Here is a 15,844-nt window from a genome sequence, read left to right as displayed (position 1 = left end):
GACGGGCGATGTTCACCGGGATCGTGGAGGAGGTCGGCGAGGTCGTCGACGTCCGCACCGACGACGACGTCGTCGTGCTGACCGTGCGCGCGGCCCTGGCCGCCGAGGTCGGGCACGGGGAGTCGGTCGCGGTGAACGGCTGTTGCCTCACCGCCGTCGTCACCGGGCCGGGCGCGGCCACGCTGACCCTCGAGCTGGTGCCCGAGACGCTCAAGCGCACGTCGCTCGGCGCCGTCGGCCCCGGTTCCGAGGTCAACCTGGAGCGCGCGGTGCCCGCCGGCGGCCGGCTCGACGGCCACATCGTGCAGGGCCACGTCGACGGCGTCGGCACCGTGGTCTCCCGCACCCCCGGCGAGCGCAGCGACGAGGTCCGCTTCTCACTGCCCGCCGAGCTCGCCCGCTACGTCGTCGAGAAGGGCTCCGTCGCCGTCGACGGGGTCTCCCTGACCGTCGCCTCGGTGTACCCGGACGGGTTCGGGGTGGCGCTGATCCCGACGACCCTGGCCGAGACCACCCTGGGGTCGCGCGCCCCGGGGGACCCGGTCAACCTGGAGGTCGACGTGATCGCCAAGTACGTGGAACGCATGACCGCGGGGTACCTGCAGGGGCCCGGGTCCGGACAGGAAGGGGTCACCCGGTGAGCGAGCCGTCGGAGTCGCCGGTCAACCCGGCAGACCAGGGGGCTGGCAAGCTGCCGGACGCCCCGCACACCGCGATGTCGCCCTCGGAACGGGCCGAGCGCTTCGCCCTGATCGAGAAGGCCATCGCCGACATCGCCGAGGGCAAGCCGGTCGTCGTGATGGACGACGAGGACCGCGAGAACGAGGGCGACCTCATCTTCGCGGCGTCGAAGGCGACCGCGGAGCTGCTGGCGTTCACCGTCCGCTACACCTCCGGCTACGTCTGCGTGGCCATCACCGGTGAGGCCTGCGACCGGCTCGACCTGCCGCCGATGCACCACACCAACCGGGACTCCTTCCGCACCGCGTACACGGTCACCGTGGACGCGAAGAAGGGCATCACCACCGGCATCTCCGCCCAGGACCGCGCGCACACGATCCGCACGCTGGCCGACCCGGAGTCCGACCGGCACGACCTGGTTCGGCCCGGGCACGTGGTGCCGCTGCAGGCCCGCGAGGGCGGCGTGCTGCGCCGCCCCGGGCACACCGAGGCCGCGGTCGACCTCGCCCGGATGGCGGGCCTGCCCGCCGCGGGGGCGCTCTGCGAGATCGTCTCGGAGAAGAACACCGGCGAGATGGCCCGTGGCGAGGAGCTCGGCGTCTTCGCCGCCGACCACGACCTCACCCTGATCACCATCGCCGACCTCATCGCCTACCGGCGCCGCTACGAGAAGCACGTCGAACGGGTCGCGACCGCGCGGATCCCCACCGGCCACGGTGACTTCCTCGCCTACGGCTACGACTGCACCCTCGACGGCACCGAGCACATCGCCATGGTGATGGGCGACGTCGCCACCCCCGCCGACGACGGCGAGGACGTGCTCGTCCGGGTGCACTCCGAGTGCCTCACCGGTGACGTCCTCGGCTCGCTGCGCTGCGACTGCGGCCCCCAGCTCGACGCGGCCCTGGAGTCCGTCGCCAAGGAGGGCCGCGGTGTCGTGCTCTACATGCGCGGGCACGAGGGCCGGGGGATCGGCCTGCTGCACAAGCTGCAGGCCTACCAGCTCCAGGAGGCCGGCGCCGACACCGTCGACGCCAACCTCGCGATGGGGCTGCCCGCCGACGCCCGCGACTACGGCATCGGCGCCCAGATCCTCGCCGACCTCGGCGTGAAGTCGATGCGGCTGCTCACCAACAACCCGGACAAGCGCGCCGGGCTGGAGGGCTACGGCCTGCGCGTCGTCGGCCGCGAGCCGATGCCGGTGCGCGCCACCCCGCAGAACCTGCGGTACCTGCGGACCAAGCGGGACCGGATGGGCCACGACCTGCCCGACCTCGGTGAGGTCGCCGACCCGGCGCTCTGACCGGCGCCGCGCACCGCGGGCGAGCGCGGTCGGCGGACCCCCTGCTGCGCCCCACGGACCCGGAGGCGAGAATCGGCCCATGAGCGGTGAGGGCCGGCCCTCCGGGGCCACGCAGCTGGACGCGAGCGGACTGCGGGTCGGGGTGGTGGCGACCCGCTGGCACGCCGAGATCGTGGACCGGCTGCTGGACCGGGCCGTCGCCACGGCCCGCGAGGCCGGCGTCGAACCGACCGTGGTCCGGGTGCCCGGCACCATCGAGCTCCCGGTGATCGCCCAGGAGCTCGCCCGCGGCCACGACGCCGTCGTCGCGCTCGGTGTTGTCGTCCGCGGCGGCACACCGCACTTCGAGTACGTCTGCGACGCCGTCACCGCGGGCCTCACCCGCGTCGCCCTCGACGAGTCGACCCCGGTCGGCAACGGCGTGCTCACCACCGACACGGTGGACCAGGCGGTCGACCGCTCCGGCGCGCCGGGCGCGGCCGAGGACAAGGGCGCCGAGGCCTGCACCGCCGCACTCGAATCGGCGCTGGCGCTGCGCGACCTGCGCGCCAGCGCCCCGACCAGCCCGTGACCCCGACCCGGGTCAGCACAGGGAGACCCCAGTGACCGAGCAGCCGACCGACTCCACCACACCCGACGCCACCACCGCCGGCACCGCGGCGCCCCACGCCCGGCCCCGCACCGGACCCGGCCCGGACGCGGTGACCCTGCGCCCGCGGGTCATCCGCTGGACGGCCTGGCTCAGCGCACTCGGCGTGATGGTGTTCTTCCTCATCGCGGCCTACTACATGCCCGCCGAGGACACCGGGGTGATCTTCCAGCCGGCCGACCAGGTCGCGATGATGGTCGTCGGGGCGTTCGTCGCCGGCGGGCTGTTGCTCATGGCCCGCCCCCGGGTGCGCGCCGACTCCCACGGCATCGAGGTCCGCAACGTCATCACCGCCCGGTGGTACGACTGGGCCGACGTGCACGGCGTCTCGTTCCTCGACGGCGCCGCCTCGGCCCGTCTGGAGCTGCCCGACGACGAGTACCAGTCGGTGCTCGCCGTGCAGGCCGTCGACCGTGGTCTGGCCGTGCGCCACGTCCGCACGCTGCGCACCCTGCACCGCGCCGCCGTCCTGGGCGAGTGACGGCTCAGGCGCCGATGCCCGGCGCTCCGGCCCGGTGGTCCAGGACCGGGCCGCCCAGGTCGGCCCGGTCGGCCGCGGCGGCCCCGTGCCGGAACCCGCTGCCCGACACCTGCGGGCGGCGGGCGCGACGCAGCCTGCCGAACTCGGCGTCGTAGGCGCGGTCCACCTCGGCGCCCCGGTCGGCCAGCACCAGCTCGGTCGAGGCCGCCGCCCGCCCGGTCTCCGCCTCGGTCTCGCCCAGTGCCGAGCGCTCGGCCGCGCACAGCCGCTCGTACACCCGGCCCGCGAAGCCGTAGATCCAGGACCGCCGGTAGGCCGCCACCGACTCGCCGGGGTCCGGCGGGCGGACCGCGGCCAGTGCGGCCGTGGCCTGCAGCAGCAGCGACGTGTAGAGCAGCTCCACCCGCTCGCGGTCCGCGGCGAACCCGAACACGGTGACCGCGGCGACCGAGCCGCCCCGCTGGTCGTGCATCACCCAGCGGCAGCGCAGCGCCGACGCCGTCCACCCCAGCAGCCGGGCCTTCGCCCCGCTGTAGGGGTTGTCGACGGTGATCCGGCTCCGGCCGATCGGATCGGCCCGCGCCCCGGCACCGGGTGCCGCGGCCAGCAGAGCCTCGTCGATCCCGTGCCGCGCCATGAGCGCGAACGCCTTGTCGGTGTAGATCTCGGCCTCGTCCGGCGTGCCGGCCCGCTCCGCCTTCGCCAGCAGCTTCCGGATCCGGTCCAGCCGGGCCCCGGGCACCTGCTCTCCCGGAGCGGTGCCGATGTCGGTGCGGGGGCCGGTCTCCTGCGCGGTGGCCACGGCGGTCTCCTCGGGCTCGGTAGGGTCGAACTCGTGTTCGAGGGCGAGGTGTACCGGACCCTACCGACAGTTCCGGCGGCGCCGTGCGAGGTCCCCGGTCGACACGCGTCCCTACACCTCGTCCGGGGCCCGCGCCGAGACCGGGGCCGGACCGGGACTGTCGGTGCCCGCAACTACCCTGGGAGTCATCATGGCCGACCCCAGCACCTACCGTCCGGCGACCGGGACGATCCCGGAGTCGCCCGGGGTGTACCGCTTCTCCGACCCGCGCGGCCGGGTGATCTACGTCGGCAAGGCCAAGAGCCTGCGGCAGCGGCTGAACTCCTACTTCGCCGACCTGTCCGGCCTGCACCCGCGCACCCGGCAGATGGTCACCACCGCGTCGAAGGTGGAGTGGACGGTCGTCGGGACCGAGGTCGAGGCCCTCCAGCTCGAGTACAACTGGATCAAGGAGTACGACCCGCGGTTCAACGTCCGCTACCGCGACGACAAGAGCTATCCCGTGCTCGCCGTGACGATGCACGAGGAGTACCCGCGGCTGCACGTCTACCGCGGCCCGCGTCGCAAGGGCGTGCGCTACTTCGGCCCGTACGCCCACGCCTGGGCCATCCGCGAGACCCTCGACCTGCTGCTGCGGGTCTTCCCCGCGCGCACCTGCTCGACGGGGGTGTTCAAGCGGCACGGCCAGATCGGGCGGCCCTGCCTGCTCGGCTACATCGACAAGTGCTCCGCCCCGTGCGTGGGCAAGGTCAGCGCGGACGAGCACCGTGAGATCGTCGAGAACTTCTCCGAGTTCCTGTCCGGGCGCACCGACCGGATGGTGCGCCGGCTCGAACGCGACATGGCCGAGGCCTCGGAGAACCTCGAGTTCGAGCGTGCCGCCCGGCTGCGCGACGACCTCGGCGCCCTGCGCCGCGCCCTGGAGAAGCAGGCCGTCGTGCTGGGTGACGGCACCGACGCCGACGTCGTCGCCTTCGCCGAGGACGAGCTGGAGGCCGCGGTCCAGGTCTTCCACGTCCGCGGCGGTCGGGTCCGCGGCCAGCGCGGCTGGGTCGTCGACAAGGTCGAGCCCACCGACACCGAGCAGCTCGTGGAGCGGTTCGTCTCCCAGTTCTACGGCGAGCAGCACGCACTCGCCGGCGCCGCCGACGACGCCGCCCAGCCGGTGCCCAAGGAGATCCTGGTTCCGGTGCTGCCCGCCGAGACGCCCGCGCTGGAGCGCTGGCTGACCGGGCTGCGCGGGTCCAGGGTGCAGATCCGGGTGCCGCAGCGCGGCGACAAGCGGGACCTCGCCGCGACCGTCGCGCGCAACGCGAAGGAGGCGTTCGCCCAGCACAAGCTGCGCCGTGCGGGGGACCTCACCGCCCGCTCGGCCGCCCTGCAGGAGATCCAGGAGAACCTGGAGCTCGACCAGGCCCCGCTGCGCATCGAGTGCATCGACATCAGCCACGTGCAGGGCACGAACGTCGTCGCCTCGCTGGTCGTCTTCGAGGACGGGCTTCCCCGCAAGTCCGAGTACCGCCGCTTCGAGATCCGCGACGCCGCTCAGCTGGGCGACGTCGCCTCGATCGCCGAGGTGGTGCGGCGCCGGTTCCGCCGCTACCTGGCCGAGACGGCCGACGAGCCTGCGCCCACCGAGGGCTCCGGCGAGGTCGCACCGGGCGACACCGTCCGCACCTGGATCGACCCCGAGACCGGGCGGCCCAAGAAGTTCGCCTACCCGCCGAACCTGCTCGTCGTCGACGGGGCGAAGCCGCAGGTCGACGCGGCCGCGGCGGAGCTCGCCGCGCTCGGCATCACCGACGTCGCGGTGTGCGGGCTCGCCAAGCGCCTCGAGGAGGTCTGGCTGCCCGACGACACCGACCCGGTGATCCTGTCCCGGACCAGCGAGGGGCTCTACCTGCTGCAGCGCATCCGGGACGAGGCGCACCGGTTCGCCATCACCTATCACCGCCAGCGTCGTTCGCAGGGCATGACGGCGTCCGCGCTCGACGGGGTCCCCGGGCTCGGCCCGGCCCGCAGACAGGCGCTGCTCAAGCACTTCGGGTCGGTGCGCAAGCTGCGCGCCGCCGACGTCGACGAGATCGCCGGCGTGCCCGGCTTCGGTCGCCGGACCGCCGAGTCCGTGGTCGCGGCCCTGCACGCCGGAACCGAGGGGGAGAAGGCATGACCGAGGACAACGGCGAGGCGCCCGCGGGCCCGGGGATCGAGGTCGCGGTGGTCAGCGGCCTGTCGGGGGCCGGGCGCAGCACCGCGGCGAAGGTCCTGGAGGACCTGGGCTGGTTCGTGGTGGACAACCTGCCGCCCGAGCTGATCGCCACGATGGTCGAGCTCGGGTCGCGGGCCCGGGGCGAGGTGGCCCGGATCGCGGTGGTGATGGACGTGCGCTCGCGTGCGTTCACCGACGATCTCGGCGCCGTGATCAAGGACCTCGACGGCCGCGGCTACCGGCCGAAGCTGCTGTTCCTGGAGGCCTCCGACGCGGTGCTCGTGCGCCGCTTCGAGCAGAACCGCCGCTCGCATCCCCTGCAGGGCGCCGGGCGCATCACCGACGGGCTCAACGCCGAGCGCGAGGTGCTGCGCCCGCTGCGCGAGGACGCCGACCTCGTCGTCGACACCTCGAACCTGTCGGTGCACGACCTGCGCAGCCGGATCGAGGGCTCGTTCGCCCAGGAGAGCGCGCACGCCGCGACCCGGGTGACGGTGCTGTCGTTCGGCTACAAGTACGGCCTGCCGCTGGACTCCGACCTCGTCGTCGACGTGCGGTTCCTGCCCAACCCGCACTGGATCCCCGAGCTGCGCCCGTTCACCGGCCGCGACCGGGAGGTCAGCGACTACGTGCTGTCCCAGGAGGGCGCGGAGGAGTTCGTCGACCGCTACCTGGAGCTGCTCGACCTGGTCGGGGCCGGGTACCGGCGCGAGGGCAAGCGCTACCTGACCGTGGCCGTCGGCTGCACCGGCGGCAAGCACCGCTCGGTCGCGATCTCGGAGGAGATCGGGCGCCGGCTCGCCGACCGCGAGGGCATCCAGGTCAACGTCGAGCACCGCGACATGGGGCGCGAGTGAGCCCACGCCCGCCCGAGCACAGCGGGGGACTGCGGGTGGTCGCGCTCGGCGGCGGGCACGGCCTGCACGCCACGCTGACCGCGCTGCGCCGGTGCCCGCCGGTCACCGACATCACCGCCGTGGTCACCGTCGCCGACGACGGCGGTTCCTCCGGGCGGCTGCGCCGCGAGCTCGGTCTGCTCCCGCCCGGCGACCTGCGGATGGCGCTGGCCGCCCTCGCCGGTGACGACGAGCGGGGCCGCTTCTGGTCCGGGCTGGTCCAGCACCGCTTCGGCGGGACCGGCGCCCTGGCCGGGCACGCGGTGGGTAACCTGCTGCTCGCCGGGCTGCTGGAGCGCGACGGCGACCCGGTGCGGGCGCTGGCGACCGTCGGCGAGCTGATGGGCTGCGCCGGACGGGTGCTGCCGATGGCCCGGGTGCCGCTGGACATCGAGGCGGAGGTCGCGCTGGACGGCGTGGACGGGGCCCACCTGATCCGCGGCCAGGTCGCCGTCGCCGCCACCCCCGGCCGGGTGCGCCGGGTCTGGCTGCGGCCCGAGAGCCCGCCGGCCTGCGACGAGGCCGTGCGTGCGGTGCGCGACGCCGACGTCGTGCTGCTCGGACCCGGCTCGTGGTTCACCAGCGTGCTCCCGCACCTGCTGGTGCCGGGGCTGCGTGCGGCACTGCTGGAGACCGCGGCGGCCCGGGTCGTGCTGCTCAACCTGGCCCCCGAGCCGGGGGAGACCGCCGGCTTCTCCCCCGAACAGCACCTTGAAGTACTGTCCGGGCACGCTCCCGGGCTGCGGGTGCACGCCGTCCTGGCCGACGCCGGGTCGGTGAGCCTGCCGGACCGGCTGGACGCGGCCGCCGCCGACCTGCTGGTCCCCGGCGGGCGGGTGTGGTCGGCCGCCGTCGCCGACGCCCGGGCGTCGACCCCACGTCACGACCCGGACGCACTGGCCGGGGCACTCGTCGACGTGTTCGGTGCTCTGGCCCCCGGCCGGATCCCGGCGGAGAACGGCACCCACGACAGCCCGCAGCACGACAGCCCGCAGCGTGGAAGGAGCTCCCGATGGCCATGACCGCCACGGTGAAGGACGAGCTGAGCCGGCTCACCGTCACCAAGCAGTCGTCGCGGCGTGCGGAGGTCGCCTCGTTGCTCCGCTTCGCGGGCGGCCTGCACATCGTGGGCGGCCGGGTGGTGATCGAGGCCGAGGTCGACACCGGCTCGGTCGCCCGCCGGCTGCGCCGCGAGATCCACGAGCTCTACGGTCACACCGCCGACGCGCACGTGATCACCGCGGGCGGGCTGCGCCGCAGCGCCCGCTACGTGATCCGGGTGATCCGCGACGGCGAGGGGCTCGCCCGCCAGACCGGGCTGCTCGACAACCGGGGCCGCCCCGTGCGCGGGCTGCCGCCGCCCGTGGTGTCCGGTGACCTGTCCGACGCCGAGGCGGCCTGGCGCGGCGCGTTCCTCGCGCACGGCTCGCTGACCGAGCCGGGCCGCAGCTCCGCCCTGGAGGTGACCTGCCCCGGCCCGGAGGCCGCGCTGGCGCTGGTCGGCGCGGCACGCAGGCTGGGCGTCACGGCGAAGGCCCGCGAGGTCCGCGGCGCCGACCGGGTCGTCGTCCGCGACGGCGACGCGATCGGCGCGCTGCTGACCAGGATGGGCGCCCACCAGAGCGTGCTGTCCTGGGAGGAGCGGCGGATGCGCCGCGAGGTCCGGGCGACGGCGAACCGGCTGGCGAACTTCGACGACGCCAACCTGCGCCGTTCGGCGCGGGCCGCGGTCGCCGCGGCGGCCCGGGTCAGCCGTGCCCTGGAGATCCTCGGCGACGAGGTGCCCGAGCACCTGCAGGCCGCCGGCCGGCTGCGGGCCGAGCACACCCAGGCGTCGCTGGAGGAGCTGGGCCAGCTGGCCGACCCGCCGATGACCAAGGACGCGGTGGCCGGCCGGATCCGGCGGCTGCTGCAGACCGCGGACAAGAAGGCCGCCGAGCTCGGCATCCCCGACACCGAGTCCGCCGTGACCGCCGAGATGCTCGAGGAGGACGGCGGCGGGCGCTGACCCCGGTCACACCCCGTCACGAGAGGTTGCGCAGCGTCGGGCATGATGCTGTCGTGACGATCCCGGGCTCCACCCTCCTCGCCGTCCATCTCGATCGATCCAGCACGCTGCGGCCGCTCCTGCCCGCACTGCGCTCCGGCCTCGCCGACCTGCTCGCCGAGCAGGACGCCCACGACGGTGACCTGCAGGTCGTCGTCGCCACCGGGGACGACCTCACCGGCTCGCTGCCCGACGGCACGCACCCGCCCGCGGTCCCGGTCGGTGCCGGCGAGGCCCGGACCGCGCTGCCCGCGAAGCTCCGCCCGCTGGGCGGCCCGGACCTGCGCGGCGGCGCGGCCCGGCTGCTCGGCGCCGTCGGCGACGAGCTCGCCGCCCGCGACGAGGCCGACCGCCCCGAGCGGGTCGTCGTCCTGCTCGTCGGGGAGGGCACCGTGGGCGACACCTCCGCGGTCCGCGAGCGCATCGTCCACCAGCAGAACACCTACGCCTGGGAGTTCGTGCTGGTCGACGTGACCACCGGCACGATCCCGGCCACCGCCGGTGCCCGGGCGGCCGCGTCCGAGGAGAACCGGGGCGAGGGCGGGGACGTCGCCGTCGCCGTCGCCGAGCGCCCCGTGGGAGACGGCGCCGAGCGGTTCGGCGTGCCGGCCACCGCGACCATCACCGCAGGCCCGGGGGCCGCCGGCGTGACCGCCGCACTGTCCGCGGCGTCGGCGTTCGTGACCCGGGCCCGTGCCGGGCGACCGCACGAGCCGGTCGAGGGCTTCTCCGACGACGAGCGCGCCGCCGCCGACGTCCCCGACACCCGTCCGGGCTGGCGCCGCCTGCTCCGCCTGGCCTGAGCACGCACCCGACGGCCCCGTGACCCGCCCGGGCACGGGGCCGCCGGGTGTCCGGATTCCGGCCGGTACCGGTCCGTCCCCACACCGGGGACCGTCCGGAGCGCTCCGACCGTGCCCGACCGCGGAGCGCGGCGCAGGTCACGGGCCCTACGGGCGTCGCGACGGCCGATGCGCCGATAGGGTGGCTGCCGAGCACGGCACGCGCCGGCGCCCGCACGGGTGCCGACCCGCGTTCGACCTGCCACACCCCGCCGCCGGGACCCGGCGGGCCGGGGAGAAGACGACAGGCACGACGAGCCCTGGAGGCATCTGTGACGGTCCGCGTAGGAGTCAACGGCTTCGGCCGCATCGGCCGGAACTTCTGGCGGGCGGTGGACGCCCAGCGCGCCGCCGGCACCACGGACATCGAGATCGTCGCGGTGAACGACATCACCGACAACGCGACCCTCGCGCACCTGCTGAAGTACGACTCGATCCTCGGGCGCCTGCCCTACGAGGTCAGCACCTCCGGCGACGAGATCGTCGTCGACGGCAAGGGCTTCAAGGGCCTGGCCGTCCGCGACCCCGCCGAGCTGCCCTGGAAGGACCTGGGCGTCGACGTCGTCGTCGAGTCGACCGGCATCTTCACCAAGCGCGAGGCCGCGGCCAAGCACCTCGACGGCGGCGCCAAGAAGGTCGTCATCTCCGCCCCGGCGACCGACGAGGACATCACCATCGTCAAGGGCGTCAACGACGGCGACTACGACGGCTCGCAGACGATCATCTCCAACGCGTCCTGCACCACGAACTGCCTCGCCCCGCTGGCGAAGGTCCTCGACGACCTGCTCGGGATCGAGAAGGGTCTGATGACCACGATCCACGCCTACACCCAGGACCAGAACCTGCAGGACGGCCCGCACAAGGACCTGCGCCGCGCCCGCGCCGCCGCCCTCAACGTCGTCCCCACCTCCACCGGTGCGGCGAAGGCGATCTCACTGGTCATGCCGCACCTCAAGGGCAAGCTCGACGGCTACGCGCTGCGGGTGCCGATCCCCACCGGCTCGGCCACCGACCTGACCGTCGACGTCCGCAAGGAGGCCTCGGTCGAGGAGATCAACGCGGCGTTCAAGGCGGCCGCCGAGGGCCCGCTCAAGGGCATCCTCAAGTACACCGAGGACCCGATCGTCTCCTCCGACATCGTGACCGACCCGCACTCGACGATCTTCGACGCCGGTCTGACCAAGGTCATCGGCAACCAGGTCAAGGTCGTCGGCTGGTACGACAACGAGTGGGGCTACTCCAACCGGCTCGTCGACATCACCGGTCTGGTGGCGTCGAAGCTGTGAGGACCCTCGACGACCTCGTCGCCGAGGGCGTGCAGGGCCGGACCGTCCTGGTCCGCAGCGATCTGAACGTTCCCCTCGACGAGGACCGGAACATCACCGACGACGGCCGCATCCGCGCGTCCGTGCCGACGATCAACGCCCTCTACGAGGGCGGCGCCCGGGTCGTCGTCACCGCGCACCTCGGCCGTCCGAAGAACGGGCCGGACGAGAAGCTCTCGCTGGCCCCGGTCGCGCAGCGGCTCGGCGAGCTGCTCGGCGCCCCGGTGCGCCTGGTCGAGCTGGGTGGGGCGGGGGGGCTGCCGACTCTGCCCAGCATGGCCGCCGGTGACGTCGTGCTGCTGGAGAACATCCGGTTCGACGCCCGCGAGACCAGCAAGGACGACGCCGAGCGCGGCGCGTTCGCCGACGAGCTCGTCGCCCTGGTCGGCGAGGACGCGGCGTTCGTGTCCGACGGGTTCGGCGTGGTGCACCGCAAGCAGGCGTCGGTCTACGACGTCGCCCAGCGGCTCGACCCCTACGCCGGCGGGCTCGTCCTGTCCGAGGTCGAGGTGCTCCGCACCCTGACCGGGAACCCGGAGCGGCCGTACGCGGTCGTGCTCGGCGGCTCGAAGGTCTCGGACAAGCTGGCCGTGATCGAGGCGCTGCTGCCGAAGGTCGACACCCTGCTCGTGGGCGGCGGGATGTGCTTCACGTTCCTGGCCGCCCGGGGCCACGGCGTCGGGTCCTCGCTGCTGGAGGCCGACCAGGTCGAGGTCTGCCGGACGCTGCTGGAGTCCGGCAAGATCGTCCTGCCGACCGACGTCGTCGTCGCCGACGCGTTCTCCGCGGACGCGAACACGAAGACGGTGTCGGTCGAGGAGATCGCCGACGGCTGGATGGGCCTGGACATCGGGCCCGACTCGGTGCGGGAGTTCGCGGCCCGCATCGCCGACGCTAAGACGATCTTCTGGAACGGCCCGATGGGCGTGTTCGAGCTGGCGCCGTTCGCCGAGGGCACCCGCGGTGTGGCGCAGGCGATCGCGGACGGCGACGCCTTCTCCGTCGTCGGTGGCGGGGACTCCGCCGCCGCGGTCCGGGCGCTCGGCATCGCCGAGGACGCCTTCTCCCACATCTCCACCGGGGGCGGCGCGTCCCTGGAGTTCCTGGAGGGCGCGACCCTGCCGGGCGTCGCCGTGCTGGAGGAGAACGCCTGATGGCCACCCGCAAGCCGCTGATCGCCGGCAACTGGAAGATGAACCTCCACCACCTCGAGGCCATCGCGGTGGTGCAGAAGCTCGCCTTCGCCCTGCCCGACTGGTACCTCGACAAGGTCGAGGTCGCCGTCATCCCGCCGTTCACCGACATCCGCAGCGTGCAGACGCTGATCGACGGGGACAAGCTGCGCCTCGTGCACGGGGCCCAGGACCTGTCCCCTCACGACTCCGGTGCCTACACCGGTGACGTGTCGGGGGTCATGCTGGCCAAGCTGGGCTGCACCTACGTCGTCGTCGGGCACTCCGAGCGCCGCGAGATCCACGGCGAGGACGACGCCGTCGTCAACGCCAAGGTGCACGCCGCGCTCAAGCACGGGCTCACCCCGATCCTGTGCGTCGGCGAGGGCCTGGACGTCCGCGAGGCCGGCACCCACGTGCAGCACTGCACCGAGCAGCTGCGCGCGGCGCTGAAGGGCGTCACCGCGGAGCAGACCGCCGGGATCGTGCTCGCCTACGAGCCGGTCTGGGCGATCGGCACCGGCAAGGTGGCGGGTCCGGCCGACGCGCAGGAGGTCTGCGCCGCGCTGCGCGCGACGCTGGCCGAGCTGTACTCCGACGAGGTGGCCGGTGGCGTCCGCATCCTCTACGGCGGCTCGGTGAAGTCGTCGAACGTGGGCGAGATCGTGGCCCGGCCCGACGTCGACGGCGCGCTCGTCGGCGGCGCCAGCCTGGACGCCGAGGAGTTCGCGAAGCTCTCGGCGATCGCCGCCGGCGGCCCGCTCCCGTGACCGGCAACCACTAGCACCGGCACGACCACCGCGGCCCCGGTCCCCTCGTGAGGGGGCCGGGGCCGCTGGAGTATTCTCGGCCACTCCGGCGAGCGACCACTGATGGGGAAGCGCACGTGATCCTGACCCTCCAGATCATCCTGATCGTGACCAGCCTCCTGCTGATCGCGATGGTCCTGCTGCAGCGCAGCAAGGGTGGTGGTCTGACCAGCCTCTTCGGTGGCGGCGTGCAGTCGAGCCTGTCCGGCTCGGCGGCAGCGGACCGCAACATCGCTCGCTACACGGTCTTCGTCGGCCTCATCTGGCTCATCGCGGTGGTCGGCAACGGCCTGCTGCTGGCCACCGGCTGACGGTCGGACGGACGAGAGGGAGCGGGACATGGCAGGCGGCAACGCGATCCGCGGTACCCGGGTCGGTGCGGGTCCGATGGGCGAGAACGAGCGGGGCGAGACCGCCCCGCGCGAGCGCATCCCCTTCTACTGCGCGAACGGGCACGTCAACAACACCTGGTTCGCCGCGGAGGCCGAGGTCCCCGAGACCTGGGACTGCCCGCGCTGCGGGCTGCCGGGCGGGCGCGACGCGGAGAACCCGCCCGCCGCGCCCCGCACCGAGCCGTACAAGACGCACCTGGCGTACGTGAAGGAGCGGCGCAGCGACGCCGACGGGGAGGCCATCCTCGAGGAGGCCCTCGGGCGGCTGCGGGCGTCCCGGGAGTTCTGACCCCGGCCCCGGGTCGTGACCGGGCACACGTTCCGGTTAGATTCGGTGGTCATGAGCCGCTGGACGCTGCCCCCGGACCGGATCCCCTCGGCATGGTTCAACGTCGTGCCGCACCTGCCGACGCCGCCGCAGCCGCCCCTGCATCCCGGGACCCGTGAGCCGGTGGTGCCGGATGACCTGGCGCCGCTGTTCCCGGCCGCCCTGATCGAGCAGGAGGTCAGCGCGGAGCCGTGGATCGACGTCCCCGGTGAGGTCCTCGACATCCTGAGGCTCTGGCGGCCCACGCCGCTGGTCCGCGCGATCCGGCTGGAGAAGGCGCTGGGCACCCCGGCGCGCATCTACTTCAAGGACGAGTCGCTCTCGCCCTCAGGCAGCCACAAGACGAACACGGCGGTGGCCCAGGCGTTCTACAACGCCCGGGAGGGCACCACCCGGCTCACCACCGAGACCGGCGCCGGCCAGTGGGGGACCGCGCTGGCGTTCGCGTCCGCCCAGTTCGACCTGGACCTGAAGGTCTACATGGTGCGGGCGTCCTACGGGCAGAAGCCCTACCGGCGGATCGCGATCGAGACCTGGGGCGGGGAGGTCGTGCCGTCCCCGGTCGACGAGCCCGACCAGCCCGGCTCACTGGGCTCGGCCATCTCCGACGCGGTCCGCGACTGCGTCGGCCGCTCCGACACCCACTACGCGCTCGGCTCGGTGCTCAACCACGTGCTGCTCCACCAGACCGTGATCGGTCTGGAGGCCAAGGAGCAACTGGCGCTGGCGGGGGAGCGGCTGCCCGACGTCGTCATCGCGCCCTGCGGCGGCGGGTCCAACCTGGGCGGCATCACCTTCCCGTTCGTGCCGGACCCCGGCGTGCGGCTGCGCGCCGTCGAGCCGCTGTCCTGCCCGACCCTCACCCAGGGCCGCTACGACTACGACTTCGGCGACACCGCGGGTCTCACCCCGCTCATGCCGATGTACACCCTGGGCCACGACTTCGTGCCGCCGTCGATCCACGCCGGCGGGCTGCGCTACCACGGTGACTCGCCGCTGGTGTCGTCGCTGGTCAAGGACGAGCGGATGGAGGCCGTCGCCTACCCGCAGGGCAAGGTGTTCGAAGCCGCCATCCAGTTCGCGCGCGCCGAGGGCAAGGTCCCGGCGCCGGAGTGCGGGCACGCCATCGCCGCCACCATCGACGAGGCGCTCGCCGCGAAGGAGACCGGGGAGGAGAAGGTGATCCTCTTCAACTACTGCGGCCACGGCTTCCTCGACCTCGCCGCCTACGACGACTACACCCACGGCCGGCTCGACGAGATGGGCTGAGCCCCCGGGCACGTGACGACGGCCCGGCACCCCCGTGGCGGGAGTGCCGGGCCGTCGCCGTGCGGGCGGTCAGCGGCGCAGGCCGCGGACCAGGGCCGCGGTGTCGTGGCGGCGGGCCCACGCGACCACGCACACCGCCACCAGGGTCAGCGCCGGGAAGGCGACCATCGCGGGCATCAGCACCACGGTGACCGCGGTGGCCCCCACCATCAGCACCACCTGGCAGGCCGCGGCGAGCCCGCACAGCCGCGGGACGAGCAGCGCCACCGCGCCCGCCAGCTCCAGCCACCCGACGACGACCATCCCGGCGGTCCCCAGCCCCAGCAGGTCGAAGCCGGAGACCGCGACCGGGTCGGCGCCGATCTTCGGCACGGCGGCCATCACGAAGATCCCGGCGAGCAGCACCTGCAGCACCCACAGGCCCACGGTGGCGGCGCGCGGCCGGCGGGGACGGGCGGTGGTGGACGCGGACTCGGTGCGGATGGTGGTCATGGCGGTCTCCCTCGGTGGTGCGGCCCTGCCTCGTAAGGGGGAGACCGCACCCCGCGCCGGAACTCATCGGTCCGGTCCTGCCCCCGGTCCGGTCCGTGCCGTCGGTGCCGTATGTCGCATGGGCGGCGTCTGCGTGCCCCGCGCCGG

General features: G+C 73.9%; 17 protein-coding genes. 15 read left to right on the top strand and 2 right to left on the bottom strand.

What is annotated here, in order from left to right:
• Positions 1–8: 8 nt before the first annotated feature.
• From XF36_RS11315 to XF36_RS11300, 4 genes are all read left to right on the top strand, one after another.
• Positions 9–641, top strand: a complete 633-nt coding sequence (locus XF36_RS11315) for a riboflavin synthase (RefSeq protein WP_060711955.1) — start codon at positions 9–11, stop codon at positions 639–641.
• A gap of 74 nt (positions 642–715) precedes the next feature.
• Complete coding sequence (locus tag XF36_RS11310; RefSeq protein ID WP_060714608.1) at positions 716–1,984, top strand: bifunctional 3,4-dihydroxy-2-butanone-4-phosphate synthase/GTP cyclohydrolase II; 1,269 nt, start codon at positions 716–718, stop codon at positions 1,982–1,984.
• A gap of 79 nt (positions 1,985–2,063) precedes the next feature.
• Positions 2,064–2,555, top strand: a complete 492-nt coding sequence (gene ribH / locus XF36_RS11305; RefSeq protein ID WP_060711954.1) for a 6,7-dimethyl-8-ribityllumazine synthase — start codon at positions 2,064–2,066, stop codon at positions 2,553–2,555.
• Positions 2,556–2,586: 31 nt separating this feature from the next.
• Entirely contained in the window at positions 2,587–3,114 is a 528-nt protein-coding gene (locus XF36_RS11300; protein ID WP_238589221.1) for a PH domain-containing protein, read from the top strand.
• A gap of 4 nt (positions 3,115–3,118) precedes the next feature.
• On the opposite strand, the gene XF36_RS11295 is transcribed toward XF36_RS11300, so the two are convergent.
• Complete coding sequence (locus XF36_RS11295) at positions 3,119–3,916, bottom strand: DUF2786 domain-containing protein (RefSeq protein WP_349675551.1); 798 nt, start codon at positions 3,914–3,916, stop codon at positions 3,119–3,121.
• A gap of 190 nt (positions 3,917–4,106) precedes the next feature.
• Here XF36_RS11295 and uvrC point away from each other — a divergent pair, with 190 nt between their 5' ends.
• From uvrC to XF36_RS11240, 11 genes are all read left to right on the top strand, one after another.
• A complete protein-coding gene (uvrC, locus tag XF36_RS11290) occupies positions 4,107–6,086 on the top strand; it encodes an excinuclease ABC subunit UvrC (RefSeq protein ID WP_060711953.1) in 1,980 nt (659 codons plus the stop codon).
• Complete coding sequence (rapZ, locus tag XF36_RS11285; protein ID WP_060711952.1) at positions 6,083–6,982, top strand: RNase adapter RapZ; 900 nt, start codon at positions 6,083–6,085, stop codon at positions 6,980–6,982. The genes uvrC and rapZ overlap by 4 nt, the downstream gene beginning before the upstream one ends.
• Before the next feature lie 29 nt (positions 6,983–7,011).
• Positions 7,012–8,043, top strand: coding sequence for a gluconeogenesis factor YvcK family protein (locus XF36_RS11280; RefSeq protein ID WP_043280574.1), 1,032 nt, complete (start codon positions 7,012–7,014; stop codon positions 8,041–8,043).
• The gene (gene whiA / locus XF36_RS11275; protein ID WP_060711951.1) at positions 8,034–9,029 is read left to right on the top strand and encodes a DNA-binding protein WhiA; all 996 of its coding nucleotides are present in this window, start codon (positions 8,034–8,036) and stop codon (positions 9,027–9,029) included. Before XF36_RS11280 ends, whiA begins: the two co-directional genes overlap by 10 nt.
• A gap of 53 nt (positions 9,030–9,082) precedes the next feature.
• On the top strand, positions 9,083–9,871 hold the full coding sequence (locus tag XF36_RS11270) for a hypothetical protein (RefSeq protein ID WP_060711950.1): 789 nt from the start codon (positions 9,083–9,085) through the stop codon (positions 9,869–9,871).
• 311 nt (positions 9,872–10,182) lie between these two features.
• A complete protein-coding gene (gene gap, locus XF36_RS11265; protein ID WP_020627706.1) occupies positions 10,183–11,196 on the top strand; it encodes a type I glyceraldehyde-3-phosphate dehydrogenase in 1,014 nt (337 codons plus the stop codon).
• A complete protein-coding gene (locus XF36_RS11260) occupies positions 11,193–12,389 on the top strand; it encodes a phosphoglycerate kinase (protein ID WP_060711949.1) in 1,197 nt (398 codons plus the stop codon). The genes gap and XF36_RS11260 overlap by 4 nt, the downstream gene beginning before the upstream one ends.
• Complete coding sequence (gene tpiA / locus XF36_RS11255) at positions 12,389–13,177, top strand: triose-phosphate isomerase (RefSeq protein WP_060711948.1); 789 nt, start codon at positions 12,389–12,391, stop codon at positions 13,175–13,177. Before XF36_RS11260 ends, tpiA begins: the two co-directional genes overlap by 1 nt.
• A gap of 116 nt (positions 13,178–13,293) precedes the next feature.
• Complete coding sequence (secG, locus tag XF36_RS11250) at positions 13,294–13,527, top strand: preprotein translocase subunit SecG (RefSeq protein ID WP_020627703.1); 234 nt, start codon at positions 13,294–13,296, stop codon at positions 13,525–13,527.
• A gap of 28 nt (positions 13,528–13,555) precedes the next feature.
• Positions 13,556–13,897, top strand: a complete 342-nt coding sequence (locus XF36_RS11245; protein ID WP_060711947.1) for an RNA polymerase-binding protein RbpA — start codon at positions 13,556–13,558, stop codon at positions 13,895–13,897.
• Positions 13,898–13,948: 51 nt separating this feature from the next.
• A complete protein-coding gene (locus XF36_RS11240; RefSeq protein WP_060714605.1) occupies positions 13,949–15,205 on the top strand; it encodes a TrpB-like pyridoxal phosphate-dependent enzyme in 1,257 nt (418 codons plus the stop codon).
• A 69-nt stretch (positions 15,206–15,274) separates the two neighbouring features.
• Here the strand turns inward: XF36_RS11240 and XF36_RS11235 are convergent, their stop codons facing one another.
• Positions 15,275–15,697 carry a DoxX family protein gene (locus tag XF36_RS11235; protein ID WP_060711946.1) on the bottom strand — a complete coding sequence of 141 codons (423 nt, stop codon included), beginning with the start codon at positions 15,695–15,697 and terminating at the stop codon, positions 15,275–15,277.
• Between the last annotated feature and the right edge of the window lie 147 nt (positions 15,698–15,844).

Origin of the sequence: Pseudonocardia sp. HH130629-09 (assembly GCF_001294645.1) — a bacterium.
In the GTDB taxonomy this organism is placed as follows: Bacteria; Actinomycetota; Actinomycetes; order Mycobacteriales; family Pseudonocardiaceae; genus Pseudonocardia.
This window is presented reverse-complemented; position numbering and strand designations above follow the sequence as displayed.